Annotated in this window: 25 protein-coding genes, 1 tRNA gene and 1 pseudogene; 18 read left to right on the forward strand and 9 right to left on the reverse strand. The window is 57.1% G+C overall.

Annotated elements, in window-relative coordinates:
• Positions 1–36 precede the first annotated feature (36 nt).
• Entirely contained in the window at positions 37–1,470 is a 1,434-nt protein-coding gene (locus HU749_RS08290; protein ID WP_095973980.1) for a M48 family metalloprotease, read from the reverse strand.
• Between the two features lie 98 nt (positions 1,471–1,568).
• Between HU749_RS08290 and HU749_RS08295 the strand changes: the two genes are divergently transcribed.
• Both HU749_RS08295 and HU749_RS08300 read left to right on the forward strand, forming a co-directional pair.
• A complete protein-coding gene (locus tag HU749_RS08295) occupies positions 1,569–1,808 on the forward strand; it encodes a sulfurtransferase TusA family protein (protein ID WP_014337032.1) in 240 nt (79 codons plus the stop codon).
• A gap of 29 nt (positions 1,809–1,837) precedes the next feature.
• Positions 1,838–2,908 (forward strand): AI-2E family transporter, encoded by a 1,071-nt coding sequence (locus HU749_RS08300; protein WP_014337033.1) that lies wholly within the window; start codon positions 1,838–1,840, stop codon positions 2,906–2,908.
• A gap of 131 nt (positions 2,909–3,039) precedes the next feature.
• Here the strand turns inward: HU749_RS08300 and HU749_RS08305 are convergent, their stop codons facing one another.
• Positions 3,040–3,513, reverse strand: a complete 474-nt coding sequence (locus tag HU749_RS08305) for a peroxiredoxin (RefSeq protein WP_024616115.1) — start codon at positions 3,511–3,513, stop codon at positions 3,040–3,042.
• Positions 3,514–3,523: 10 nt separating this feature from the next.
• Positions 3,524–4,084 carry a glycine cleavage system transcriptional repressor gene (locus HU749_RS08310; RefSeq protein WP_003184325.1) on the reverse strand — a complete coding sequence of 187 codons (561 nt, stop codon included), beginning with the start codon at positions 4,082–4,084 and terminating at the stop codon, positions 3,524–3,526.
• 315 nt (positions 4,085–4,399) lie between these two features.
• Here HU749_RS08310 and dapA point away from each other — a divergent pair, with 315 nt between their 5' ends.
• The 8 genes from dapA (at position 4,400) to HU749_RS08350 (ending at position 11,270) form a co-directional block, all read left to right on the forward strand.
• The gene (gene dapA / locus HU749_RS08315) at positions 4,400–5,278 is read left to right on the forward strand and encodes a 4-hydroxy-tetrahydrodipicolinate synthase (protein WP_046065123.1); all 879 of its coding nucleotides are present in this window, start codon (positions 4,400–4,402) and stop codon (positions 5,276–5,278) included.
• Positions 5,279–5,295: 17 nt separating this feature from the next.
• Positions 5,296–6,411: an NlpB/DapX family lipoprotein gene (bamC, locus tag HU749_RS08320; RefSeq protein ID WP_095962882.1), complete on the forward strand. Its 1,116-nt coding sequence runs from the start codon at positions 5,296–5,298 to the stop codon at positions 6,409–6,411.
• A gap of 4 nt (positions 6,412–6,415) precedes the next feature.
• Positions 6,416–7,174, forward strand: a complete 759-nt coding sequence (locus tag HU749_RS08325; protein ID WP_003198811.1) for an MBL fold metallo-hydrolase — start codon at positions 6,416–6,418, stop codon at positions 7,172–7,174.
• A gap of 27 nt (positions 7,175–7,201) precedes the next feature.
• Complete coding sequence (gene purC, locus HU749_RS08330; protein WP_018606833.1) at positions 7,202–7,915, forward strand: phosphoribosylaminoimidazolesuccinocarboxamide synthase; 714 nt, start codon at positions 7,202–7,204, stop codon at positions 7,913–7,915.
• An 83-nt stretch (positions 7,916–7,998) separates the two neighbouring features.
• A tRNA-Ser gene (locus tag HU749_RS08335) sits at positions 7,999–8,088 on the forward strand.
• 248 nt (positions 8,089–8,336) lie between these two features.
• Positions 8,337–9,311 (forward strand): hypothetical protein, encoded by a 975-nt coding sequence (locus tag HU749_RS08340; RefSeq protein WP_186649636.1) that lies wholly within the window; start codon positions 8,337–8,339, stop codon positions 9,309–9,311.
• A gap of 4 nt (positions 9,312–9,315) precedes the next feature.
• Positions 9,316–9,849: a hypothetical protein gene (locus HU749_RS08345; RefSeq protein WP_186649638.1), complete on the forward strand. Its 534-nt coding sequence runs from the start codon at positions 9,316–9,318 to the stop codon at positions 9,847–9,849.
• 347 nt (positions 9,850–10,196) lie between these two features.
• Positions 10,197–11,270, forward strand: a complete 1,074-nt coding sequence (locus tag HU749_RS08350; RefSeq protein WP_116642982.1) for a PIN domain-containing protein — start codon at positions 10,197–10,199, stop codon at positions 11,268–11,270.
• A 537-nt stretch (positions 11,271–11,807) separates the two neighbouring features.
• Here the strand turns inward: HU749_RS08350 and HU749_RS08355 are convergent.
• Positions 11,808–12,224 (reverse strand): type II toxin-antitoxin system YafO family toxin, encoded by a 417-nt coding sequence (locus HU749_RS08355; RefSeq protein WP_186649641.1) that lies wholly within the window; start codon positions 12,222–12,224, stop codon positions 11,808–11,810.
• A 286-nt stretch (positions 12,225–12,510) separates the two neighbouring features.
• Positions 12,511–12,777, reverse strand: coding sequence for a short-chain dehydrogenase (locus HU749_RS08360; RefSeq protein ID WP_077506093.1), 267 nt, complete (start codon positions 12,775–12,777; stop codon positions 12,511–12,513).
• Positions 12,778–13,273: 496 nt separating this feature from the next.
• Here HU749_RS08360 and HU749_RS29575 point away from each other — a divergent pair.
• From HU749_RS29575 to HU749_RS08370, 3 genes and pseudogenes are all read left to right on the forward strand, one after another.
• Positions 13,274–14,050, forward strand: a pseudogene (locus tag HU749_RS29575) (MCP four helix bundle domain-containing protein); the annotation flags it as partial.
• A 78-nt stretch (positions 14,051–14,128) separates the two neighbouring features.
• Complete coding sequence (locus HU749_RS29580; protein ID WP_373419643.1) at positions 14,129–14,908, forward strand: methyl-accepting chemotaxis protein; 780 nt, start codon at positions 14,129–14,131, stop codon at positions 14,906–14,908.
• 13 nt (positions 14,909–14,921) lie between these two features.
• Positions 14,922–15,668 carry a phytanoyl-CoA dioxygenase family protein gene (locus HU749_RS08370; protein ID WP_186649643.1) on the forward strand — a complete coding sequence of 249 codons (747 nt, stop codon included), beginning with the start codon at positions 14,922–14,924 and terminating at the stop codon, positions 15,666–15,668.
• A gap of 11 nt (positions 15,669–15,679) precedes the next feature.
• Here HU749_RS08370 and HU749_RS08375 read toward each other — a convergent pair whose 3' ends face one another.
• The 3 genes from HU749_RS08375 to HU749_RS08385 all read right to left on the reverse strand — a co-directional run bounded on the left by HU749_RS08375 (position 15,680) and on the right by HU749_RS08385 (position 17,387).
• Positions 15,680–16,048 carry a cupin domain-containing protein gene (locus tag HU749_RS08375; RefSeq protein WP_079303488.1) on the reverse strand — a complete coding sequence of 123 codons (369 nt, stop codon included), beginning with the start codon at positions 16,046–16,048 and terminating at the stop codon, positions 15,680–15,682.
• Between the two features lie 102 nt (positions 16,049–16,150).
• On the reverse strand, positions 16,151–16,957 hold the full coding sequence (locus HU749_RS08380) for an AraC family transcriptional regulator (protein WP_079303487.1): 807 nt from the start codon (positions 16,955–16,957) through the stop codon (positions 16,151–16,153).
• Between the two features lie 238 nt (positions 16,958–17,195).
• On the reverse strand, positions 17,196–17,387 hold the full coding sequence (locus HU749_RS08385) for a YegP family protein (protein WP_014337049.1): 192 nt from the start codon (positions 17,385–17,387) through the stop codon (positions 17,196–17,198).
• 219 nt (positions 17,388–17,606) lie between these two features.
• On the opposite strand from HU749_RS08385, the gene HU749_RS08390 reads away from it, so the two are divergent.
• A complete protein-coding gene (locus tag HU749_RS08390) occupies positions 17,607–18,530 on the forward strand; it encodes a LysR family transcriptional regulator (RefSeq protein ID WP_186649646.1) in 924 nt (307 codons plus the stop codon).
• A 103-nt stretch (positions 18,531–18,633) separates the two neighbouring features.
• Positions 18,634–18,999: a 5-carboxymethyl-2-hydroxymuconate Delta-isomerase gene (locus HU749_RS08395; protein ID WP_014337051.1), complete on the forward strand. Its 366-nt coding sequence runs from the start codon at positions 18,634–18,636 to the stop codon at positions 18,997–18,999.
• Positions 19,000–19,002: 3 nt separating this feature from the next.
• Here HU749_RS08395 and HU749_RS08400 read toward each other — a convergent pair whose 3' ends face one another.
• On the reverse strand, positions 19,003–19,935 hold the full coding sequence (locus tag HU749_RS08400; RefSeq protein WP_095962451.1) for a LysR family transcriptional regulator: 933 nt from the start codon (positions 19,933–19,935) through the stop codon (positions 19,003–19,005).
• A 536-nt stretch (positions 19,936–20,471) separates the two neighbouring features.
• On the opposite strand from HU749_RS08400, the gene HU749_RS08405 reads away from it, so the two are divergent.
• The 3 genes from HU749_RS08405 to HU749_RS08415 all read left to right on the forward strand — a co-directional run bounded on the left by HU749_RS08405 (position 20,472) and on the right by HU749_RS08415 (position 24,366).
• On the forward strand, positions 20,472–21,839 hold the full coding sequence (locus HU749_RS08405; protein WP_186649739.1) for a glutamine synthetase family protein: 1,368 nt from the start codon (positions 20,472–20,474) through the stop codon (positions 21,837–21,839).
• A gap of 167 nt (positions 21,840–22,006) precedes the next feature.
• Positions 22,007–23,656 carry a phosphoethanolamine transferase gene (locus tag HU749_RS08410; RefSeq protein WP_079303482.1) on the forward strand — a complete coding sequence of 550 codons (1,650 nt, stop codon included), beginning with the start codon at positions 22,007–22,009 and terminating at the stop codon, positions 23,654–23,656.
• Positions 23,657–23,724: 68 nt separating this feature from the next.
• Positions 23,725–24,366, forward strand: a complete 642-nt coding sequence (locus tag HU749_RS08415; RefSeq protein ID WP_024619682.1) for a class I SAM-dependent methyltransferase — start codon at positions 23,725–23,727, stop codon at positions 24,364–24,366.
• The last annotated feature ends 99 nt before the right edge of the window (positions 24,367–24,465 follow it).

The raw sequence follows: 24,465 nt of genomic DNA on the forward strand, positions 1-24,465 counted from the left end.
GCCTCGAAAGAGGCGTTTTTTTTGCCTGGCGAATGCTCAGCCCATCATGTCCTTGACTATGCGTTCCTGCTCCATGAGCTCCCGCTGCCGGGCATCGATGCGTGACGACAGGGGGAAGTTGGTGCCGGCGCGCCGTTTGGCGAAGTCCAACTGCTGAATGGCCTGACGGTAGTCACCTACCAGTGCGAAGTACTCGGCGCGAGCCTGATGCAGGCCGATGATGTTGCCTGACAGCCCGCGGGTCTCGGCCACCATGTACCAGACGTCCGGATCGTACGGGCGGGTCTTGAGCAAGGTTTCCAGGGCCTTTTCGGCATCGGCGGGGCGGTTCTGCTTGAGCAGCAGGTCGACACGTACCTGATTGAGCGGATAGTTGCCCGGGTACTGACTCAGCATCCGGTCGACGCGCGATTGAGCGTCGGCGAGTTTGTTGCTGGTGATGTCCAGGTCCACCTGGGCTAGGTTGTAGATGATCTCGTTGGGCGATTTGGCCAGCAACGGCTTGAGGTTTTCCCGTGCTTCATTCAACTGGCCGCCCTTGATCTGCGCGATTGCCAGGCCATAGCGCGCCACGTCGTTCTTCGGGTTCTCATCCAGCTGTGCCCGGAAACGCTTGGCGCCCAGGCCCGGGGTTTCTTCATAGATCAACTGGACCCGTGCGCGAATCAGTTGATAGCGCACACTGTCCTCGATACCGCCCGGCTTGGCCTGTTCGGCGCGGTTGCGGGTGTCGGCGATCCGGGATTCGGTTACCGGGTGAGTCAGCAGGAATTCCGGGGGCCTGGCGTCGAACCGGTACTGGCGCATCAGACGCTCGAACATGGTCGGCATGGACCGTGGATCGTAGCCGGCTTTCTCGAGGTTCTGGATGCCGATGCGGTCGGCTTCCTGTTCGTTCTGGCGCGAGAAACGCCGTTGTTCCTGGATGGCTGCGGCCTGGGTCCCGGCGATGGCCGCGATCCCGGCGTCACCGCCACCGGCGGCGGCAATCACGATGCCGGCCAGCAGCGCGGCCATCATTGGTACCTGCATGCGCTGCTGGGCTTCGACGCCGCGGGCGAAGTGACGTTGTGACAAGTGCGCCAGTTCGTGGGCCATGACCGAGGCGTACTCGCCTTCGGTCTGTGCATTGAGGAACAGGCCGCCGTTGACCCCGACGATTCCGCCCGGTGCGGCGAAGGCATTGAGCTGCGGGCTGTTGATCAGGATGAACTCCAGGCGCCGGTCGTTGACCTGGCTGGTTTCCACCAGTTTATAGACGCTGGATTCGACGTAGTCCTTGAGCTGTGGATCGTTGAGCTGTGAAACCTGGCTGCGCAGCAGCGCCAGCCAGGCGCGGCCCAGTTGGTGCTCCTGTTCTGGCGAGACGATGGCAGAACTGGCGTCGCCAAGTGACGGCAGGTCGTCGGCGAAGCCCGGTGAGGCAAGCAGGCAAGCGAGCGTCAGCAGGGTGGGGCGCAGAAATGTCATGCACGAAGCCTTAGTCGACAAAGACCTTACTGTAGCCGGACACCGGGCCCGGGACCAGATATTCTAGGCCGTTCAACGATCTGCCGCGGAGTGAACCCATGACTGATGCTGTAGCCCACGATGCCGAACTGGACGCCAGCGGCCTGAACTGTCCGTTGCCGTTGCTCAAGGCCAAGCTGGAACTCAATCGCCTGGCCAGCGGCAGCGTGCTCAAGGTGATCGCCACGGATGCGGGCTCCCAGCGTGATTTCCGCACCTTCGCCCGATTGGCCGGTCATACGCTGCTGCGTGAAGAAGACGATAACGGCGTCTACCGTTACTGGCTGAAAAAGGCCTGAAAACCGACAGCGTCCCTTAAGGATTTTTAATGTTCAAAGTGTTACGCGACTGGATCCAGCGCTACTTCTCCGATGAAGAAGCTGTGGTCCTGGCAGTGCTGCTATTCCTGGCCTTTACCGCCGTGCTCACCCTGGGCGGCATGCTCGCGCCGGTGCTGGCGGGGATGGTGCTGGCGTACCTGATGCAGGGGTTGGTCACGACCCTGGAGCGCTTGCGGTTGCCGGGTGCGGTGGCGGTGGGCTTGGTGTTCGCCCTGTTCATGGGCTTGTTGTTGGTGTTCATAATCGTGATTGTGCCGCTGCTCTGGCACCAGTTGGTGACGCTCTTCAACGAGTTGCCGGGGATGCTTGCCAAATGGCAGTCCGTGCTGTTGCTGTTGCCCGAGCGTTATCCGCACCTGGTGTCCGACGAGCAGGTGTTGCAAGCCATCGAAGTGGTGCGCGGCCAGATCGGCAAGTTCGGCCAGTGGGCGCTGACGTTTTCGCTGTCCAGCCTGCCGCTTCTGGTCAACATCATGATCTACCTGGTGCTGGTGCCGATCCTGGTGTTTTTCTTCCTCAAGGACCGGGAAATGATTGGTCGTTGGGTCCGGGGCTACCTGCCGCGTGAGCGGGCGCTGATTACCCGGGTGGCCCAGGAGATGAATCGCCAGATCGCCAACTACATTCGCGGCAAAGTCATCGAGATTTTCATCTGCGGTGGCGTGACCTACATCGGCTTCGTCGCCCTGGGACTCAATTACGCCGCCTTGCTGGCGCTGCTGGTGGGCATCTCAGTGGTAGTGCCTTATGTCGGCACTGTGGTGGTGACCGTGCCGGTGGCCTTGATTGCACTGTTCCAGTGGGGCTGGAGCGATCAGTTCATCTACCTGATGGCGGTCTACGGGATCATCCAGACGCTGGACGGCAACGTGCTGGTCCCGCTGCTGTTCTCCGAGGCGGTGAACCTGCATCCGGTGGCGATCATCTGTGCGGTGCTGCTGTTTGGCGGGCTGTGGGGGTTCTGGGGGGTGTTCTTCGCGATTCCCCTGGCGACCCTGTTCAAGGCGGTGCTGGATGCGTGGCCGAGCAAGGAGCCAGTTGTCGCGCCGTTGTTGTAGCTCTTTGAATAATGGTAGGGCTTATGCCCCCATCGCGAGCAGGCCCGCTCCCACAGAGGATCTACGGTGTTTAATAGAACCCTGTGGGAGCGAGCCTGCTCGCGATGGGGCCACTACGGCCAGCGAAAATTTCAGCCCTTGTTGAGGGCCTGAGCCGCCGCCAACACCGCATCCACATGCCCCGGCACCTTCACGCCACGCCATTCCTGGCGCAGCACGCCGTTCTTGTCGATCAGGAATGTGCTGCGATCAACGCCCAGGTATTCCTTGCCATAGAGCTTTTTCAGCTTGATCACGTCGAACAGCTGGCAGACGGCCTCGTCCTTGTCACTGATCAGCTCGAACGGGAACTCCTGCTTGCACTTGAAGTTCTCGTGGGACTTCAGGCTGTCCCGGGAGACGCCGAACACTTCGGTGTTGGCGGCCTGGAATTGCGCGTACTGATCGCGAAAACCCTGACCTTCGGTGGTGCAGCCCGGCGTGCTGTCCTTGGGGTAGAAGTAGATCACCACCTGCTTGCCCTTGAGGGCGGCGAGGCTGATGGTCTGCCCGCTGGTGGCGGGTGCCTGGAAATCGGTAACCGGCTGGTCGACGGCAACGGCCATGAACGTTTCCTTACATTGGGTTTTGTGGGCGCCACGGTTCGATCAGGGCATCCAGGTTCATCGCATCGGCGAAATCCAGGAACTGATCGCGCAGCCAACTGATCTGGGTGCCGGCGGGCAGGGTCACGGTGAACGTGGCATTGAGCATGGTGCCGCCGGTCTGCGGAGCCTGGTAGGTGTCGCAGGTCAGGTTTTCCAGCTCGACGTGATGGTCCATGAAGAACTGGCACAGCTCGTTGATGATGTCCGGGCGGTAGGCCGAGCTCACGTAGGCCACGTAGGGCAGGGCCTGGGGACGGTTCTCCAGGGCGGCGCTACGCACCACGTTGACGGTAAAGGCATGCTTCTTGGCCAGCACCGGCAGGCTGCCTTCCAGGCGCGCCAGGGCGTCCCAGCTGCCGGAGATCTCGAGCACGAGGGCACTGCATTCGCCATGACGGGTCAGGCGTGAGGTCACGACGGCGCAGCGATTTTCATGGCTGGCGCGGCACAGGACGTTAGTCAGCTCCATGGGGTTGGCGCCAAGGGCACTGATAACAAGGAATTGTTCGCGGACTGTGGGGGTGGACATGCAGCATTCCTAAAGCGATGAGCGGTCGATACCTTTGCCGCTCGACACAGCGCCAGGCTCGGAAAAACGAACGGCTCAAGCCTTGTGCCCGGGGTTGCGCTGCATTCCGCGACAGCAGGAACGCACCAGGACAAACCCGGGATCGGGGCTTGCGGCGACGAAAACGGAGGCTGGAAACCGGCGTATGAGCTTGTCGGTACCGATCAAAGCCTGAAGGGTAGCGAAAACCATCGCCTAGGGGAATGGTAGTTCGCTTGTACAAGCATCTTGGCGCCAGTACCATTACCGCTCTCTTTTTCCGGCAGGAGCGGTTTCATGATTGCGGGCAGTATGGTGGCACTGGTCACACCCATGGATGCACAAGGGCATCTTGACTGGGCCAGCCTCAGCAAACTCGTGGACTTCCACCTTGAGAACGGCACCCATGCCATTGTCGCCGTCGGTACCACCGGCGAGTCGGCAACCCTCGACGTCAATGAGCACATCGAAGTCATCCGTGCCGTGGTCAAGCAGGTCAACGGTCGCATCCCCGTCATCGCCGGCACCGGCGCCAACTCGACTCGCGAAGCCGTCGAGCTGACCCGCAACGCCAAGGAAGCCGGTGCCGACGCCTGCCTGCTGGTCGTTCCGTACTACAACAAGCCGACCCAGGAAGGCTTGTACCAGCACTTCAAGCACATTGCCGAAGCCGTCGACATCCCGCAGATCCTCTATAACGTTCCCGGCCGCACCTCCTGCGACATGCAGGCCGAGACCGTGATCCGCCTGTCCACCGTGCCGAACATCATCGGCATCAAGGAAGCCACCGGCGACATGAAGCGCGCCAAGGCCATCCTCGATGGCGTGAGCAAGGACTTCATCGTGCTGTCCGGCGATGATCCGACCGCAGTCGAGCTGATCCTGCTGGGTGGCAAGGGCAACATCTCCGTCACGGCCAACGTTGCCCCGCGCGAAATGGCCGACCTGTGCGAGGCCGCGCTCAAGGGCGACGCCGAGACCGCACGGGCGATCAACGAAAAACTGATGCCGTTGCACAAGGACCTGTTCATCGAGGCCAATCCGATTCCGGTGAAGTGGGCCTTGGTTGAAATGGGCCTGATGCACGAAGGCATCCGCTTGCCACTGACCTGGCTGAGCACCCCCTGTCACGAACCGCTGCGGCAGGCCATGCGCCAGTCCGGCGTCCTGGTTTAATTGAGGAAGTACAACGCATGAAGCGAATGGCCGGACTTTCCGCACTTGCCTTGATTATCTCCAGCACCAGCGGCTGCGGATGGATCTGGGGGCCGGAAGGTTACTTCCGCGACCGTGGTAGCGATTACCTGCAGGCGCAACAGACTGCACCGATGCAACTGCCGCAAGACGTCAGCGTTGCCAAGCGCCTGGATCCGCTGCTGCCGATCCCGCGCAACGTAGCCGACGACAGCGTCAAGGGCGAATACATCGTCCCACGTCCACAGCCGCTGTCGGCCGTGGCCGATGCCAGCGACTACACCCTGCAGAAGAGTGGCGATTCCAGCTGGGTCATGGGCCAGCATCCACCGGCCGAAGTCTGGCCTGTGGCGATCCAGTTCTTCCAGGACAACGGTTTCCGCCTGGACGAACAGCGCCCGCAAACTGGCGAGTTCACCACCACCTGGCAGCGCGCCGATGAACTGTCCGCCGCCATGGCCAAGCGCATGAGCGCCGCCGGTGTCGCGGCCGACAGCGAAACCCGCGTGCGGGTGCGTATCGAGCCAGGCGTGCAGCGCAACACCAGTGAAGTCTATGTGGTCAGCGCCGAGCGGCCTGCCGGCAGCACCGCCGACGTGGCCTTCACCAACCGTTCGGTCAATACCGGCCTGGACGCTGCCCTGGTGGACGACATGCTTGCCAGCATGAGCCGTACCGCAGAGCAGGGCGGCTCGGTTTCGATGCTGGCTACCCGCGACTACGACACCCCGAGCCGCGTCAGCCTGAGCGAAGACGGCAGCGGCAACCCGGTGCTCAACGTCGGCTCCGACCTGGACCGTGCCTGGTCGAGCGTTGGCCGGGCGCTGGAGCAGGGCGAGTGGCGCGTCGAAGACATCAACCGCAGCCTGGGCCTGTACTACATCAACCTCGCTGAAAAGGCCGAGAGGAAAGACGAGAAGCCAGGCTTCTTCAGTGGCCTGTTCGGCAGCAAGCCGGACAAGGAAGAAATCGAAGCCCGCGCCGAGCGTTACCAGGTTCGCCTGAGCAAGGTCGGCGACAACGTCCAGGTCACCGTCGAGAAGAACATCAACACCGTGGCGCCGGCCGATGTGGCCCGCAAGGTGTTGGGCTTGATTCAGGACAACCTGGGCTGATCCGATGCGTTTTGCCGTTCTCGGCAGCGGTAGCCAAGGGAACGGCACGCTGGTAGCCAGTGCCGGCACGTATGTGTTGGTCGATTGTGGTTTCTCCCTGCGGGAAACCGAGAAGCGCCTGTTGCGCCTGGGTGTGCATCCGGCGCAACTGAGCGCGATACTCGTGACCCACGAACATGCCGACCACGTGCATGGCGTGGGTTTGCTGTCTCGGCGCTACAATCTGCCGGTGTACCTGAGCCGTGGCACACTGGAAGGCCTGCGCAAGCCCATCGAACCGGCCGGCTTCGTGGCCGGTGGCGAGCAACTGCGCATCGGTTGCCTGGATATCAGCGTGGTCAGCGTGGCGCACGATGCCCGGGAACCGACGCAATATGTGTTCAGTGACGGCGAGCGGCGCTTTGGGCTGCTGACCGACCTGGGGTCGTATTGCGACAGGGTGATGGACAGTTACCGGGACCTCGATGCGTTGATGATCGAGTCCAACCACTGCCGCGACATGTTGGCGCGTGGTTACTACCCGTACTTCCTCAAGCAGCGGGTAGGCGGGGAACACGGACATTTGAACAACCACCAGGCAGCGTTCCTGGTGGCCGAGTTGGGCTGGCAAGGCCTGCAACACCTGGTCCTGGCCCATCTGAGCAGCAAGAACAACCTGCCGCAGCTGGCCCGGCAATGTTTTGTCGACACCCTCGGGTGCGACCCGGACTGGCTGCAACTGGCCGATCAAGATTCAGGGCTCGACTGGCGACATATCGCCTAGCCCACTACTTAGCAAGCGGAGCCCATCATGGAAAAACGTGAAGAACTCTACCGCGGCAAAGCCAAGTCGGTTTACAAGACCGACGACGCTGACCGCTTGATCCTGCTGTTTCGCAACGACACCTCGGCGTTCGACGGCAAGCGCATCGAACAGCTGGACCGCAAGGGCATGGTGAACAACAAGTTCAATGCCTTCATCATGCAGAAGCTCGAAGCCGCCGGCGTGCCGACCCAGTTCGACAAGCTGCTGGGCGACAACGAATGCCTGGTCAAGAAGCTGGACATGATCCCGGTTGAATGCGTCGTGCGTAACTACGCCGCCGGCAGCCTGGTCAAGCGCCTGGGTGTGGAAGAGGGCATGAAGCTCAACCCTTACACCTTCGAGCTGTTCCTGAAGGACGACGCCAAGGGCGATCCGTTCATCAACGAATCCCACGTCGTGGCATTCGGTTGGGGCACCGCCGAGCAACTGGTCCGCATGAAGGAATTGTCCCTCAAGGTCAACGAAGTACTGACCAAGCTGTTCGACGACGCCGGCCTGCTGCTGGTGGACTTCAAGCTTGAATTCGGTGTGTTCAGCGACGGCTCCATCGTCCTGGGTGACGAGTTCAGCCCGGACGGCTGCCGCCTCTGGGACAAGGACACCAAGAAGAAGATGGACAAGGACCGCTTCCGCCAGGGCCTCGGTGACGTCATCGAAGCCTACGAAGAAGTCGCCCAGCGTCTGGGTGTGCCGCTGTAATCGACGCAAGCATCTGATAGCACGGAAAAAATTTCGCTCGGGGGTTCGCTTCCGGCGAATGTGCTGGTATGATGCGCGCCACTGGAGAGATGCCGGAGTGGCCGAACGGGACGGATTCGAAATCCGTTGTACTGGCGACAGTACCTAGGGTTCAAATCCCTATCTCTCCGCCATTATTGTGTATGACTAAGCCCCTGAAATGGTTGAACATTTCAGGGGCTTTTTCGTTTTCGATGATTAAGGTAGGGTATTTTTAGTGCAAAAATACCTTCGGCGAGCCCGGTAGCGTCCCTATGCTCCGTTACGGTGAAAGAGCAATCGCTGCTCATTCAGCGGATCTCAGTGACAAAGATTCACTGGGGCGCTAAAGTCAGCCATCAAATGGCTACCAAGAGCGTTAGCGCTCATTTAGAGGGATCTAATGTCTAGACGCCAGTACCCGGTTGAAATGGCGAATCTCGTTTGCAAATTTGGGAATCAGAACCTTCTCGATTATTTCGCAGAAATTGTACTTCCGTCCTTTTCTGATCCTGATCTCAAAAGAGTTTATGGAACGACGGAATTTTTCTTTGAAAACGTTGAGTTAGTTACAGTTGATGACCGGGTTTTACTTGTTGGCCGATTTATCAAGGATATGGTTCTAGAGCGAGAGCAAATTTATACAAAATCGGGGTTGGTAGAAGATCACGAGGAAATGCAGTCCTCACCCTCTTCTATTTTTGTCTTGGTTCTTGATATCCATCGCCTTATCTTCCTCAAAGAAACGAGGTTCGCTCCAACGCTGGATAATTTTAAGTCGACACTTGAGAGCTTTTTGAAACGTAACCATAAAGCTTACATTGATGCTACATACGATCAGCGTAAAGAGAGTGGTGAAAAGGTAACGAAAAAACAGTTGATGCTTGATATTTTTCCTCCTGCTTTAGAGTTGATTCCGTTAACTTCCGCTCAGAGCATTGACTCATTTGTTCGGCAGTATGACGTTTTGAGCTCGGTTACATATAAGTTTTCAGATCGTAATGATGAACATGATAACGAAGGTTTTTTCGAAGCTGTGCAGCGTCAGAAAGATGAGGTCAATAGTAAGATAACCACAATTCGTCACTCAAACTCTGAAGGGTTGGATAAAGATAGTGTTATCGAAGAAGTGCAGGCTGCCACGGTTCAGGGGAATCAAAAGGTAACGCTTGTAGGTAAAGATAGCTCGGGTACGGAACTGCGTGGCGACAATGAGCATTTCCAGCTTAAGAGTTATGTTGAGTTAACAACGAACTCACCTTCGCAAGCTGCGCCTACTCTGTTTCAAAAATTCATTCAGTTGGTAGGCGATGGTATGATCCAAGTTGCAGCTCCCACCCTAGCTGCGATTGCCAAACTCACTCCTTATCGTAGGTGAAGCAGTGAACGATGATTTGTCCCCCAAGGCGTTGATGGATGAAAAAAGCTTGTGGGCGATTTACGTCAAAGCGAGAAGAATTCCCTTCAGTTCATTTAATTTTTGGACGACGTTTACCGTTTTTATTTTGGTGGTGCTTCAATACTGTATGTTGGAAATCTCATTGGATGAGAAACTTAAAGTTGTGCGTGAGTTTAGCTCCATGGCTTTGGGGGTTGTGGTTTCTGTCTTAGGTTTTATTTTGGCCGGCTTTACTATTTTTGCAACTATAAGCCAGCCAGACATGCTTGTGGCCATGTCTACGCACAGGCATGAGAAATCGCAGTTGTCCTTCCTGAAGAATAATTTTTTCATTTTTATGCGAGTGTTTATTTATTACTTGGTTTATACGGTTTTCTGTTTGTTGGTGATTGTGTTCGCTATTAAAGGAGGGCTGGTGCATAAAATAGTCCAGCTCTCCCCGATATCATGGAAAATTACTGAGTGGTTGGTTGGTATGGCTTACGTTACTCTTTATACGGGAATGTTTTTTTGTTGATGCAATTAAAATCCTTTATTTACAATGTCTATCATACCGTCATGACTGCGATTCGCTGGAAAGCTATCCAGTAAGATTGCTTATTGGCTTTTAACGTCGTTCGAAAACCCATCTATTTGGATGCGAGGGTGCCATGCTTTTTGTATCTCTTGGAATTCAGCGTTATTGTTGAGGGAAAAAGTGGGGGGGCTGACCACGCTTATGGAGCGGGGCGATTACAAGTGAACTCAAAATCGTGGTCTGTCCCCCCCCCGATTCCTTGAATATGATGATTAAATAAGTCCGTTATGCGTATATTCTGAGATTGGGATGTAAGAGATCTAAATTACTCGCTGAAGGAAACGACGATGCCGCTTCAGACAAGGAATGTGTTTATAGATACAGAGTTTTTCGTCAAGGCGGGTCTGGATTTCTCATCCAAGACTCTCGAATCATTTAAGGATATTTGTAACAAGGATGGGCTGAAACACATTACTTCCACAATAGTAGTTCGGGAAGTGAGGCGTAAAATTGAGGAACACATAGGCGAAGCATTGAACGGCGTTAACTCCTTTCGGCGGAAGGCTAAGATCCTGACAAACTCGAAAGATAAGGTAATCAAAAATCTGTTTGCTCCATTCGACCAAGAAGAAATTCAGAATCACGCCATTCAGGTTTTTGACAGCTTTTTAGATGAGTCGTGTACGAAAGTTGTGGATCTCAGCAAAGTGGATGGGAATGAGATAGTCGAAATGTACTTCAGCCAAACGCCACCCTTCCAAGGAGGAAAGAAAAAAAATGAGTTCCCGGATGCATTTACTCTGTTAGCGGTCAGGGGGGTATTAAGAGGCAGGGAAGAGATTTATGTCGTGTCTGAGGATAAGGACCTAATTATTTTCTGTGAGGAGAACCCAAGGTTCATTCAAATTGATAGCTTGAGTAAGCTTCTTGACCTCTACAACGCTCACGATGAAGCTAGGTCTAGCTTCATAAAAAATTACATAGAAGAACAAGAAAGAGAAATCAAGCGAAACATCAAGGAGCAAATTGAAGATGCTGATGCTTACAACGCATCAACGTGGGAAGATGCAGAGGTAGAAGAATTCTCAATATTAGAGATCAGTGATTTTGAGCCTTCAATTATCCACATTGATGATGAAGAATGCCAAATTGTCTTTGATGTTGATGTTTACTATAAAGTCAAGGTAACAGGTCCTGACTACGAAAATGGGCGGTATGATAAAGAAGACGACGTTATCTACACGTTCGATGACACTACGCAAGTAGAAGAAGGGACATTGACATTTACTGTCGGGGTGGATTTGGCCTATGAAGTCGATGATGGTGAATTCACTATCCAGGGCATGGATATCAACGTCGATGGACTGTCCGGCGGCTTAGAATTTTCGGTAGAAGAGAGTCCTTACGAACATTACAAGTAAGAACGCAAACCTAGGCCATGCAGTGGCACGGCTGTCTGGTGGTCGCTTCGCTTGAAATCACAAGTTTTCAGTTCACAAGGGGACAGGCCACGATTATGAAGCAGGGCGATTATAAGTGAACTCAAATCGTAGTGTGTCCTCGTTTTCTTCAGAGTCCTTCAGAGTCTTGCCGCTCCACAGCAAACCGCTGTTAAACTGCGGGAAAGAAACTATACAGGAGCTGTGCAATATCGCCATTGTGCGTAATATTACAGGGCCATTCTGTGTTGGAAAGAAGTCATGTTTAAATGTAATACCGAAAGAAATACGAAGACTCAGGCAGGCATAGAGTTTGTCGACCTGTTCAATAAGTACATCAAGGACAATCCTGAGAGGATCCAGCCCGTCTCTCGTGCCCTATTGCAGCGAATTCAAATTATTCGCAATCAGGCAGACGCCAATCGTCGTCGCGAGCTCCAAGAAGACTAAGCGTACTGAAATATCGGAACAGCTCTTCGACGCGGAGAGCACGAATATTTTGCTTAGAGTTAGATTCTGTCAGTCATCTATCTCAGGGAAAGTGATTTTTCCCACAATCCAAGGTTCCACAATGTCACTATGAATCGTACGTAAAAAAGATCCCCATTCCGTACGGTTGTGAGCGTCTGGCCCAATGATCGTCAGCAGTAGGTACGCATCTTTGAAATCATCATAGGCATAGATAAGCCAGAAGTCGTTGTCAGGGTCTTCCGTTAGGGCTGTGCGATAGTACTGGCGGCCGATTTGAGTCCAGCGAGCTTGTGCTTCTGCAGTGCTCGCCAAATGGATGTGACACATATCGCTCAGATCAAGTTTTTCATCTCTTCCAAAGATAGCCGGAAGCTCACCGCACACTTTGTAGTTATAAAAGTGTGCGGCAATATTTTTCCAGTTCTGTGTTTCTTCAAAAAGTGCGGAAATTTTAACGTCTGGCATCCACGCCTACTTTGTAATAGGAAGCTTGCCAGTGATTACAAATTTATCGAACACCTTCTGACCATCACGTGCAGCTTGTCGAACGTCAAGAAATGTCAGCTCTTCGTGAGTGACTTTTCTGCGCGCTTTCTCAACTTTTTTTGTGGTAGCCATCGGAGCCTCCGAGGTGTGTGTATTCATGCTGATCAGCTTATGTGATTAATCGAGTCCGGGCAAACCGGAGGGTTTCAGTGTCGTAGAACCATGTTCGTTTCGACGAAATGGGCCCCATCAGGGGCCCTTTGAACTAGGCCGGCTCTGCGTCTAAGCGTCGGGCTATGACATCGAGCACGTCGCAACCATCCCTCAACGGAATGCAGCACAGCTGTGCAAAGTCCTGAAGGACCACTGAGTCGCTGGGAATGTCCCCTCGCATGGCGAGGTTCTCTAAAAGCTGGGTGACCGCGCGGATTCTATAGCCCGCCGTGTCGAGCAGGATGTGCAAAGGCGCAGTGGTATCGACAAAGAGGGGTTGATCATCGGCATTACTGGTAAGAGCCATGTATCTATTCATTTTTTAAACTCCATTTGATTGAGGACCTTCTTAGTCGTCGCCAAACGAATAAGGTGGTAGCTGTACGCGGGTTGGCGAACCGGACAAATAGAAAAACCGGCAGATCCGAAGATCTCCCACGCACAGCTACCGAAAAGCAGCATATTGCGCACGGTAGCGTTCCGCAATCCGCGAGAGGTTCCTGCATATTTGTCATGGGTCGCCAAACCCTAGCCGCTCTTACGAACGACACTTGGACTATAGGACCCTTCTGTAGAAATCATCAATCAGATGATGAGTCAGAAAATTCTCTAAATTATGTGGGCGGGAAATGTCAGAAAATTCCCCGCAGCTATTGCCTCCCCCCGCCTTTTTTATCCCGCCCAACCCCCTTCGCGACCTGCATAACCCCGGTGTCTGCCAGACCCAAAGCTTTGTAACAATTAGACTAATGGTCTATAGCTCAAGGCATGGCTGCCGATAGGTAAGTTAATTCCCATGAAAGGAGTGACACCCCATGCTGCGGTTTTTTGCCGATCTGGGCTTTCGCTGGAAAATCACCCTTCCGATCGCATTCCTGGCTGTGTTGCTGGTGCTGATGGGGTGGGCGGGCATGCGCGGTATTGGTCAGGTGACTGAATCCAGTACGCAATTGACCAAACGTTATCTGCCGGCGATCAGCCTGCTGCTCAACGCTGATCGTGATCTTTATCAGGCTTTCGTTGCCGAACGTAGCCTGCTGGATGGTCATGCCAATGAGCATCTACAAGCGCTGAGCGCCAGTCATAGCGAGAATGCGAAGCAGGCTTATGACCGCGTGCAGAAATATGCCGCGATGCAGCCCGGTGCCGAAGCGCAGGCGTTGGTCAGTCAGTTCAATGACAGTTTTGGGAAATGGATGCAGGTCTCCCGGCGCGTCCTCGAGCAGTCGGTAGGCGATCCGCAGGGCGCCAGCGCCCTGAGTTTTGGTGACAGTGAGCGCCTGTTCGAAACCATGCGCGACTCCATCGACAAGCTCGGTGAGCTGGAAGATGCGGCGTCCCATCGTGAAGGTGACGCAGCGATTGAAAACGGTGAGACGGTCGGCGTGCATCAGGGCGTGATTCTGCTGGTCGGCCTGCTTGGTTGCATCCTGGTGCTTGTCGTTCTGCCACTTGTGGTGCTGAGCCCTATGCGTCGACTGCTGCACCGCGTCGAGCAGATTGCCGAGGGTGGTGGCGATCTGAAAGGGCGTCTGGAGGTCCGTTCGGCCGATGAGTTGGGCCAACTCGGCAGTGCCTTCAACCGTTTTCTCGACAAGTTGCAGCCATTGATCGCCGAGGTTGGACGGGTGACCGGGGAGGTCGATTCCGCAGCGCGTGCCATGGCCGATATGGCCGCGACGAATGACCGGTTGATCAGCAGCGAACATGCGGCGCTCGATCAGGTCAGCACTGCTGCTACCCAGATGAGCGCAGCGGTGCATGAAGTGGCGCATAACGCGGCGAACGCCTCGGGTGCCGCGCAACAGGCGAGCAGTCAGTCTCGCGACGGCGCCGAGGTGGTCAGCAGCACCATCGAGTCGATCCGCCAGTTGGCCCAGGAAGTGGAGAGCGCTTCGGGCACGATCGAGGCATTGGCCCAGGAAACTTCCAGTATTGGCGCCGTGCTCGAGGTGATCCGTGGCATTGCCGAACAGACCAACCTGTTGGCGCTGAACGCTGCCATCGAAGCCGCGCGGGCCGGTGAGCAGGGCCGTGGTTTTGCCGTGGTGGCCGATGAAGTGAGGGCGCTCGCGGCCCGTACCCAGGACTCGACCAAGGATATCCAGGTTCGCATCGAGCGGTTGCAGAGCGGTGTCGCCAAGGCTGTACAAGCCATGCATGTGGGCAGCAGCAAGGCCCGGGACAGTGTCGAACGAGCTGCGGGCGTCGATCAGGTGCTCAGCGGTACCGGCGGTTCGATCCAGCGGATCAACGACATGGCCGCGCAAATCGCCAGTGCATGTGAGGAACAGAGCAGCGTCACTGAGGAAATAGCCCGCAATATTTCTGATATCCGTGATCTGTCCAACGAGGCGGCATCCAATTCTGCCCAGAGCATGCAGGCCAGCCAACAGCTTTCCAGCCTGTCGAGAAACCTGGCAGAACTGACCGGCCGCTTCCGCACCTGAGACAGGTGGTGTCGTGTCTACTGACGACCATTTGCGAGCCCTGCATCAGGACGGTTTCGTCCTGATACCCGGTGTGTTGGATGCCCGGCAGATCGCCGACCTGCGCCATGCCATCGACCAGTTGAAGCCCCAGCATTGGGACTACAGCGGCGTCATCGATCATTACAAGTGTGTGTTCAATCGCGATCCGTTCTGGCTGCCGTTCCTGGATGTGGCCGGGGTGATCGAGCTGGCCGAGGCGGCCCTGGGCGATGATTGCCATGTCATTGGCCAAACGGCCTGGCGCTGCCATCCCGGTTTCGCAGGGGCACCGTTGCACCTGGATTACCTGGCGATGGCATTGCCGCCAACGCTGTTGGACGACCCGGCTTTCGACCTGCCCATGCAGGTGTTTACCGCGCAGTTCTACCTGGATGACATCGACGCCGACTTGAGCCCGACGCAGGTGCTTGCGGGCAGCCACAAGGCCGGCCGCGCGCCAGTGAAGGGCGAAACACAATGGCAAGGGCGCCCCGCACAACCGGTACTGTGCCAGGCCGGCGATGTGCTGATACTGCGCAGTGAGTTATGGCACGCCGGCAGCGACAACCGCTCCGTCGACCGTACGCGGTACATGCTCCAGGTGCACTACGGCCGGCGGATGGTCGCGCAGAAGTTCTCACCTTATCTGCACTGGCAGTTCAACCCTGCTGTCCTGGCAGCCGCGACACCTCGTCAGCGGCGGTTGTTGGGCGATCACCAGGAAGCTGAATACGATTGAGCCTGGCTCAGTCAGATCCACACATCATTGACTGCCGTTCGCTCATTGGTTTGCTCGCCGGTATTGAGGACGCCACGTGGTTCGATCAGCAGCAGTTTCACTTCGTGTGCGGCGCAGGGCTTGTGCTCGACACCTTTTTTGACCACGTACATTTCGCCCGGCCCTATGGTCACCGCACCGTCGCGAAAGTCGATACGCAACTCGCCCTCCAGCACGATGAAGGTTTCATCCGTATCGGCGTGGGTGTGCCAGACAAAGTCTCCTTCGAGCCGGGCAAGCTTGAATTGGTAGTCGTTCATTTCGGCCACGACTTTGGGCATCCACTGTTCTTGGAACAGGGTGTATTTCTGGGCGAAATTGATGGGGCAATAGTGGTTCATCGAGGCATGCTCCTCAGGTGGGTGGTGAGCCATACCTTACTGTCGGGGCCTGGGTGCGTATTGGATGATCGTGCAGCTTTTTGCCGTGCGCAGCTTATGCTTTCAGCGCAGCATTTTCAGCCAGCGTGCCGGTGAGATACCAAAGGCCTGGGTGTGCAGCCGGGTCATGTGGCTCTGATCGAAAAAACCACAGGCCAGGGCCACTTCGCTCAACGGCATGCCATGCAATACCAGGCGCCGAGCTTCGTTCAAGCGACGCTGGGTGATGTAGCGATAGGGGCTGGTGCCGTACAGCGCCCGGAAATCCCGGGACAGGCTCCATCGGTCCCGGCCGCTGGCCTGCACCAGGTCGTCCAGTGTGATCGCCTGATGGAGGGCATCGTTGATGAACAGGCGGGCACGCTCCGCCGCCGGGTAGTCGATCAGCCGCCGTCCACTTCGGCTGCCCGCCGCGATGTCGAGTGCCTGGGCCACATCGTAGATGGCGTCCTCTTCCTCCAGCGGATCGAGGGGATGATCCAGGCCTTTCAGGAGCCGACGGGTGGCGATGTTGAGGCGCGGGTCGCTGGATAATCCTCCTTCGATGAAGGGCAATGGCTTGCCGCCCAGCACTTGCTGGATCAACGACGGTTCTATGTAGAACATCCTGTAGCGAAAACCCTCGCTCGTTCCTGCTTCGCCATCGTGCACCTCGTCCGGGTGCAGGACGATGGTGCCGCCGGGCTGGCTATGACGCTTGCTGTGGCGATAGTTGAAACTCTGCACGCCGGAAAGCGTGATCCCGATGGCGTAGGTGTCATGGCGATGGGTGGTGTAGCCATGCCCGCTGAAATAGGCCTCGATGCGTTCCATTTTCCTCGATTCGGGCGCCCGCACCAGCCAGTCGCGATTATGGATTGATCGAGTCATTGCACCGGGCTCCTGCTTTTGTCCGCATACCCTACCTGCCTGATGACATTCGTCACAGGTGGCAATGCAGTTCTCTCAAGAAAAACGATGAACCTGTGGCGAGGGAGCTTGCTCCCGCTTGAGTGCGAAGCGCTCACAAAAAGGGCTGCTTCGCAGCCCAGCGGGAGCAAGCTCCCTCGCCACAATGATTCAAACAAGCCAGAGAGATTGAGCCCAGGCCAATCTCACACAGCGCTGTTCATATCTCCTTCACAGGCGTTTCGCCCTGGACATTCTTGATCAGCCCGATGACATGAAGGCAGTCACTCTTGTTCACATAGGATTCGCCGCTGGCGATCGTTTCGTGGTTGCCGGCTCTCAAGCGCCAGCGCCATTGGCCTTTTCCGGTGCTGGGGGTGCCTCGGGTCTGTCGATAGATTTCAAAATACATCGGTTCGCTCCCTGCGATTCATTCAGTCAAGACATGCGTTGGACATGTGGCTGCCAGCCTAGCCAAATGGGTGGTTTTGGCTATGGGAAATTCGTTTCCAATGGTTATCGAATATTGCTGGCATGAGAACACGCGATCGGGAAGTGAGCCTTTTTGCGCATAGACGCACAACCCTTGGCGTTTCTACACTGCAGCCAATCAAGGGATCGAGGGCAGTGAATGAACCGCAACGAATTGCGCAAGGCCGACATCAACCTGATGGTGGTTTTCGAAACGCTGATGCTTGAGCGTAACGTGACACGGGTGGCGGAAAAACTGTTCCTGGGCCAACCGACCATCAGCTCGGCCCTCAATCGTTTGCGCAAGATGTTCAACGACCCGCTGTTCATTCGCGTCGGCCACCGCATGGAGCCGACGGCCCGGGCCGAGGAAATCATCCGGCATCTATCACCGGCGCTCGATTCGCTGTCGGTGGCTTTGAGCCTGACCCACGATTTCGACCCAGCCAGCAGCACCATGACGTTTCGCATCGGCCTGTCGGACGACGTCGAGTTCGGCTTGTTGCCGCCCCTGTTGAGCAGCCTGCGGCAAGAGGCGCCGCAAATCGTGTTCGTGGTCCAGCACGTCGATTACTGGCGCATCCCCGATCTGCTGGCATCGGGCGACATCACCGTGGGCATCAGCCAGACTCGCGGTCTGCCGGCCAACGCCAAGCGCAAATTGTTGCGACACATCCAGCCCCGCGTGTTGCGCGCCGATGCATCGGACACACCACTGACCCTGGACGAGTACTGTGCCCGGCCTCATGTGCTGGTGTCCCATACCGCGAACGTCGCCGGGTTTGCCGATGAATGGCTGGCCGAGATCGGACGCACGCGCCAGGTCGTGCTGTCGGTGCCGCAATACAGCGCATTGCCGGCGTTGTTGGCCGGCACTGACCTGATCGCCAGCCTGCCGGACTATACCGCCGTCGCCATGGCCGCCTCGGGCCAACTGTTCAACGAACCGTTTCCTTTCAAGACCCCGACCCTGGATTTGTCCATGGTCTGGCTGAGCCATGTCGACAGTGACCCGGCCGAACGCTGGTTGCGGTCGCGGCTGGAGGCGTTCATGGGCGAGCACGTTGTCTCGGCGCAACCTTGAGCCCGTGAAACGACGAAACAAAACCTGCCCCAAAGAATAAAGTCGAGGTAAGGTTGTGGCGGCTGAAACCACCTCGTCATATTTTCGAATCGGAGTCGAACACATGCCTCACCTGCACATGGAGTACACCGCCAACCTGCCCGAGCTGAAGGCCGATGTCGCACTGTTGCGCTTGAACAATGCGCTGGTGGCCTCCGGTCAATTCGCCGCCGAACTGGACATCAAGAGCCGGGCCGTGAAGCTCGAGACTTTCCGGGTGGGCACGGGGCTGGGCGAGCGAGGTTTCGTGCACGTGAAGCTGGCCTTGCTGAGCGGCCGCTCGCCGGAAATCAAGAAGCAACTGGCCGATAGCCTGCTGGCGGTGATCCAGGAACTGGGGCCATGGCCGGCCGACGTTAGCGTGCAACTGTGCGTGGAAATCCTCGACATCGACCGAGGCCCGTATGCCAAGGCCTTGGTCGGTCAGTGACGATCAGGCGTCGCGGGCGGCGCAGGCCTTGATGATCTGTTCGCGCAGCCAGGCGTTGGCGCTGTCCTGGTCGACGGCCAGGCTCCACTGCATGTTCAAGGTAAACCCCGGCAGGCCCTGTGGCGCTTCGTGGTGATTGAAAATCGCCTCGTTGGCCAGCAGTTTCTGGATGCGGCGGGGCAGGGTGAGGATGAAGTCGGTGCCGGTGATCATCTTCAGTGCGGCGCTGTAGCTGTTGGCGCGAGCGGCAATCTGCCGTTGATGCGCCTGCTGCGACAGCCAACCGTCCACCATGTTCGTCGCTGACGTCCAAGGCGTCGGAAACACGTGTCGGCGCCGTACGAAAGACTGAAGGCTCAGTTGCGGCTCAAGCGGCGTCGCCCGTTTATCCACGACACAAACCAGGTCCTCCTCCAGCAACTGCCGGGATTTGAAGTCGGCATGGTTGCTGTGAAAGTTCGGGCCGAAGCAGATCACCAGGTCGAGGCTGCCGTCGCGTAATTCTTCGGCGGGAATGTCGGCTTCGAGCTTGTGCATGTTCACCACCACCGGCAGATTGGCATAATCGAAGCCTCGCAGCAGTTGCGGCAGGATCAGTTGTTCGAAATATTCCGGTGCGCAAATATTGAAGGTAATGGCTTGCCGCGTCGGATCAAAAGTTGGCGTTCCGGCATGGCACAGGTTGATGCTTTGCAAAATGGCGCGCACGTGATCGTACATGGCCTCAGCCTTATAGGTGGGGCGCATGCCGGTGCGGGTGTTGATGAATAGCTCGTCTTCGAAACAGGTTCGCAGTTTCTTGAGGCAATAACTGACGGTTGACTGACTGACGCACAATGCCTCGGACACGCCGGTGACACTGCTTTGCTCGTACACGGCGCTAAACACCATGAGGTCTTGCATGTCGAGCTTTCTGAGGGAGTTACTGTTCAGCATCCGTTCTGTCTCTCGCTGTGCTCCTTGCGCGGATTTTGCGCAAACCAGGCTGACGATCCTAACGGAACGATCGTGCCAAGAGAATGCCAGGCAGGCGCTTTCATGGTCGGGAACGGGACAGATAATGTAGCGAACACGACGTGTCGATCAACGACTGTTTGGTTTGCCTATGTTTAGTTAGCTGCGATCCAAGCTCCATCAAATCCAGGTTTAACCTCCCAGGGGGGCGTGGGACGCTTGCCCGATGTGTTTCCTGTGATGCGCTCATGGACGGTTGGCCCCTGGCATTCCAATACCCTTCATCTGCCGCGGTCGATCCGGTCGGCAGGTTCACGCCTGCCATGGCCCCAATCCTCAGTGCGTTGCCCTCCGAGCTGGCCTTTTGGGCGCTCTGGCATTGCCGTCACGCCCGTCCTCCAGATATTCGTATTACCTGTTGATCACTCACGGTGTTCGCGCAATGGCGAGCACAGACTGACGGCGCCTTGTCGCCCGTCCGACATGGAAATACGAGCCTTCTCATGAGCCTTGCCAAGATTTCTTTCGCACCCGTGCAACACGCCGAGGCGTTCCTTGCCCAGAACCCCGATATCGAATTGTTCGAACTGTTCATCCTCGACAACAACGGTGTGCCCCGGGGCAAGTTGTTGCATCGGGACGAGCTGCTGGCGGTCTTCGAAAGTGGTCGGCCACTGCCCAGTACAATTCTCGGGCTGACCGTCAATGGCGATGATGTGGAAAACTCCGGACTGGTGTGGGACGTCGGTGACATCGATTGCCGTGCCTATCCCCTCATCGGCAGTTTGCAGCGCATGCCGTGGCGATTGATGCCCACGGCCGCCGTGCAGGTCAGCATGCATCCCCAGGAGGGCATGCCGGCGACCATCGCCGATCCGCGTTATCTGCTCAGCCAGGTGATCGAGGCCTTGCAGGCCGACGGTTATTACCCGGTGATGGCGGCGGAGCTGGAGTTCTATCTGCTGGACGCGCAACGCGACAGCCAAGGCCGGCCACAGCCGGCGCGGGACGCCGACGGTGGTCGACCGCGTGCCACCCAGGTCTACGGTTTGCGCGAGCTGGAGCAGATCGAGCCGTTCCTGGCCGACCTGTACGCCGCGTGCAAGCTGCAAGGCATTCCGGCCCGGACCGCCATTTCCGAATACGCACCGGGGCAAGTGGAGATCACCCTTGAACACCGCAGCGATGCCTTGCAAGCCATGGATGAAGCGGTGCGCTACAAGCGACTGGTCAAGGGTGTGGCCCACAAGCACGGCATGCAGGCGTGCTTCATGGCCAAGCCGTTCGATCACTTGGCGGGCTCTGGCATGCACATGCATGTCAGCCTGGCGGACCGCGATGGCCACAACCTGTTTGCCAGTGAAGCCGCCGACGGCACGCCGCTGTTGCGCCAGGCAGTGGGTGGGATGCTCGATACCTTGCTCGATTCGCTGTTGATGTTTTGTCCGAACGCCAACTCCTACCGGCGATTCCAAAGCAACAGCTACGCACCGCTGGCGGCGACCTGGGGCGTGGACAACCGTACCGTGAGCCTGAGGGTGCCCGGCGGTCCGGCGTTCTCGCGGCACATCGAGCATCGTATCTGCGGCGCCGATGCCAACCCGTACCTGGCTGCGGCGGCGATATTGGCCGGCATTCATCGCGGTATACGTGAACAGTGCGATCCCGGAAAACCTGTCGAAGGCAACGGCTATGCCCAGGCGACCGAGTTGCTGCCCACTGACTGGCTCACCACCCTGCGTGCCCTTGAGGCATCGGCCTGGGCGCGAGAAGCGTTTGGCGATGAGTTTCTTGGCGTTTATCTGGCGGTCAAGCGCGCCGAGTACCGTCAATTCATGGGGGAAGTCGGGGAGCAGGATTGGCGCTGGTATCTGAATCAAGCTTGAAACCGGCTTGCGGCGTGTTTTTTAAATAATTATTTAGTGGCAACTTTTTCACGAAAAATTGATGGTGGGCTACCTAAAGTTTGTGTTGCCGTAGGGAACGATATTTTCACACGTTTCCTGCGGCCCTTCTTTTTTAAAGAGCAACTTTCAGGAAACCGTCAATCATCATGCTGACTATTAAAGCCGTGCGCCCCGAGTGGGTGACGCTGGCCGCCAGTGCCTTTTTATTAGTGGGCTTCAACATCGTTCTCTGGCAACACTTGCTGGCGATCACCACGGCTGACGCTCAGGGTCTACTGATGTGCGTGGCGTTTGGCCTGATGATCTTCTGCGCGTTCAACCTGGTGTTGACGCTCGTGGCTTTTCGTTCGCTGCTCAAGCCCGTGCTGATGCTGTTGTTCTTGATCAGCGCTGGCGTGGCGTATTTCATGGCCCAGTACGGCGTATTGATCGACGCTGGCATGTTGCGCAACTTTGCTGAAACCAATGCCACGGAAGTTCGTGATCTGTTGTCGCTGAAGTTGTTTGTTTATATCGGGTTGTTGGGGGTGTTGCCTTGCTGGTTGTTGTTCAAGACACCGATCAACTACCGTCGCTGGCCCAAAGAACTATTAAGTAAGTTGCTGGTCGGCGTGGCCTCGGCCGCTGTGATTGGCCTGGTCGCCCTGGCCAACTACCAAGGCCTGTCTTCATTGTTTCGCAATCACCACGAGTTGCGCTTGATGGTCGTGCCGAGCAATTACATCGGTGCGTCGCTCGGCTACTTGCGTGAGCAGGTCGCGTCGGCCAAGCAGCCGTTTATCACACTGGGCGAGGACGCGAGTCGCAACCCCGCCTGGCAAACCCACGGCCGCAAATCCCTGACCGTACTGGTGGTAGGCGAGAGTGCCCGGGCCGAGAACTTCGGCATCCTCGGCTATCACCGCGATACCACGCCGACACTGGACAAAGAGGCCGGCCTGATCGCGTTCACCGACGTGCAATCCTGCGGCACTGAAACCGCCGTGTCGGTGCCCTGCATGTTCTCCAATATGGGGCGCAAGAACTACGACGCCAGCAAGGCCCGGAATGAAGAGGGTTTGCTGGACGTACTCAAGCGCGCCGGGCTGGAGGTGATCTGGCGGGACAACCAGTCCGGCTGCAAGGGCACTTGCGATCGGGTCACGCTGCAGGATGTCAGCAATCTCAAGGATCCCGCCCTGTGTGCCAACAGTGAATGCCGCGACGAGATCCTGCTCCAGGGGCTGCAGCATTTCATCGACACGCTCGACAAGGACACCGTGCTGGTGCTGCACCAGATGGGCAGCCACGGGCCGGAATACTTCAAGCGCTATCCCAAGGAATACGAGCATTTCACCCCGGTGTGCGAAAGCAACGCGCTGAACAATTGCAGCCGCGAGAGCATCGTCAACGGCTACGACAACACGCTGGTGTACACCGATCATGTGCTGTCGACCCTGATCGATCTGCTGCGGGCCAACCAGGACAAGGTCGACACAGCCATGCTGTACCTGTCGGACCATGGTGAGTCCCTGGGCGAATACAACCTGTTTCTCCATGGCACGCCCTACATGCTCGCCCCGGAGCAACAGAAACACGTGGCGATGCTGGCCTGGTTTTCCGACAGCTATCAGAAGTCTTTCTCGGTTGACACCCATTGCCTGCAACTGAGCCGGGAAAAGCCCTTGAGCCAGGACAACCTGTTTCACTCGATGCTTGGGCTGCTGGAAGTCAACAGCCACGTCTACAACCGGGACCTGGACCTGTTCGCCAACTGTCGCGGCGCGGTGATTGACGGTGTCCTGGCGCAGGAGTGATGGCGTGGACCTTTTTTTCACGCGAGGTTGTTTAACCTGTCATCCAATCTTTACCCAGAGCCGTTGGTATGTCCGGGCTACCCCCATCCGCCGTCGAACTTGAGTTCGCCAGGCAGCATGACCAGGAACATGCGCAGGTCTGCTGTCGGCCGGCACCTCGGCGCTTGCGCCTGGCGTTCTGGCGCGACGAGCAAATGGTGCGCAACGCCCTGAAGGTGGCGGGCGAGCCCGGGTTGGTGCTGGATGTGGCCTGTGGGGCGGGGCGGTTCTGGCCGGTGCTGGCCGAGCATGCGAACCGGGTGATCCTGGCGGCGGACCCGTCGCCGGACATGCTCGAACATGCGCTCACCCATCATGGCGGCGCGTGGCTCCAACGGGTCAAGACTTTCCCGAGTTCGGCGTTCACCATCGGGCTGTCGGCCAACGCGGTGGATTGTATTTTCTGTCTGCAGCTGTTTCGCCACGTCAGCGCCAGCGAGCATCGCCTGGCGTTGTTGCGTGAGTTCCATCGGGTCAGTCGCGACACGGTGATCGTTTCGGTGCAAATCGAAGGGCGCCTCAAGATTGGCCAGGCGCCGCAACGAAGCCTGGCCGACAAGGCCGATGTCGAAGCCGAGTTTCGCCAGGCCGGTTTCAGCATGCTGTGGTATCAGGATTTCCTGCCCGGTTTTGCGCTGACGCGTGTTTATGTGCTGCGTAAGACCGGTTAAGTCCTGATGTAGGACTATTCTTGCTTTTTCGCAGGCGATTTCTCTCAGGCAGCTGCTCTACGGATGCTCGCAATCGCCAGCGGCGATATATACTGCGCG

This window comes from Pseudomonas ogarae, assembly GCF_014268695.2.
In the GTDB taxonomy this organism is placed as follows: domain Bacteria; phylum Pseudomonadota; class Gammaproteobacteria; order Pseudomonadales; family Pseudomonadaceae; genus Aquipseudomonas; species Aquipseudomonas kilonensis.

Excerpts from the sequence above, each read along its gene's own strand:
- HU749_RS08290 (WP_095973980.1), bottom strand. The coding sequence starts at position 1,470 with ATGACATTTCTGCGCCCCACCCTGCTGACGCTCGCTTGCCTGCTTGCC.
- HU749_RS08295 (WP_014337032.1), top strand. The coding sequence starts at position 1,569 with ATGACTGATGCTGTAGCCCACGATGCCGAACTGGACGCCAGCGGCCTG.
- HU749_RS08300 (WP_014337033.1), top strand. The coding sequence starts at position 1,838 with ATGTTCAAAGTGTTACGCGACTGGATCCAGCGCTACTTCTCCGATGAA.
- HU749_RS08305 (WP_024616115.1), bottom strand. The coding sequence starts at position 3,513 with ATGGCCGTTGCCGTCGACCAGCCGGTTACCGATTTCCAGGCACCCGCC.
- HU749_RS08310 (WP_003184325.1), bottom strand. The coding sequence starts at position 4,084 with ATGTCCACCCCCACAGTCCGCGAACAATTCCTTGTTATCAGTGCCCTT.
- dapA (WP_046065123.1), top strand. The coding sequence starts at position 4,400 with ATGATTGCGGGCAGTATGGTGGCACTGGTCACACCCATGGATGCACAA.
- bamC (WP_095962882.1), top strand. The coding sequence starts at position 5,296 with ATGAAGCGAATGGCCGGACTTTCCGCACTTGCCTTGATTATCTCCAGC.
- HU749_RS08325 (WP_003198811.1), top strand. The coding sequence starts at position 6,416 with ATGCGTTTTGCCGTTCTCGGCAGCGGTAGCCAAGGGAACGGCACGCTG.
- purC (WP_018606833.1), top strand. The coding sequence starts at position 7,202 with ATGGAAAAACGTGAAGAACTCTACCGCGGCAAAGCCAAGTCGGTTTAC.
- HU749_RS08340 (WP_186649636.1), top strand. The coding sequence starts at position 8,337 with ATGTCTAGACGCCAGTACCCGGTTGAAATGGCGAATCTCGTTTGCAAA.
- HU749_RS08350 (WP_116642982.1), top strand. The coding sequence starts at position 10,197 with ATGCCGCTTCAGACAAGGAATGTGTTTATAGATACAGAGTTTTTCGTC.
- HU749_RS08355 (WP_186649641.1), bottom strand. The coding sequence starts at position 12,224 with ATGCCAGACGTTAAAATTTCCGCACTTTTTGAAGAAACACAGAACTGG.
- HU749_RS08360 (WP_077506093.1), bottom strand. The coding sequence starts at position 12,777 with ATGAATAGATACATGGCTCTTACCAGTAATGCCGATGATCAACCCCTC.
- HU749_RS29580 (WP_373419643.1), top strand. The coding sequence starts at position 14,129 with ATGGCCGCGACGAATGACCGGTTGATCAGCAGCGAACATGCGGCGCTC.
- HU749_RS08375 (WP_079303488.1), bottom strand. The coding sequence starts at position 16,048 with ATGAACCACTATTGCCCCATCAATTTCGCCCAGAAATACACCCTGTTC.
- HU749_RS08380 (WP_079303487.1), bottom strand. The coding sequence starts at position 16,957 with ATGACTCGATCAATCCATAATCGCGACTGGCTGGTGCGGGCGCCCGAA.
- HU749_RS08385 (WP_014337049.1), bottom strand. The coding sequence starts at position 17,387 with ATGTATTTTGAAATCTATCGACAGACCCGAGGCACCCCCAGCACCGGA.
- HU749_RS08390 (WP_186649646.1), top strand. The coding sequence starts at position 17,607 with ATGAACCGCAACGAATTGCGCAAGGCCGACATCAACCTGATGGTGGTT.
- HU749_RS08395 (WP_014337051.1), top strand. The coding sequence starts at position 18,634 with ATGCCTCACCTGCACATGGAGTACACCGCCAACCTGCCCGAGCTGAAG.
- HU749_RS08400 (WP_095962451.1), bottom strand. The coding sequence starts at position 19,935 with ATGCTGAACAGTAACTCCCTCAGAAAGCTCGACATGCAAGACCTCATG.
- HU749_RS08410 (WP_079303482.1), top strand. The coding sequence starts at position 22,007 with ATGCTGACTATTAAAGCCGTGCGCCCCGAGTGGGTGACGCTGGCCGCC.
- HU749_RS08415 (WP_024619682.1), top strand. The coding sequence starts at position 23,725 with ATGTCCGGGCTACCCCCATCCGCCGTCGAACTTGAGTTCGCCAGGCAG.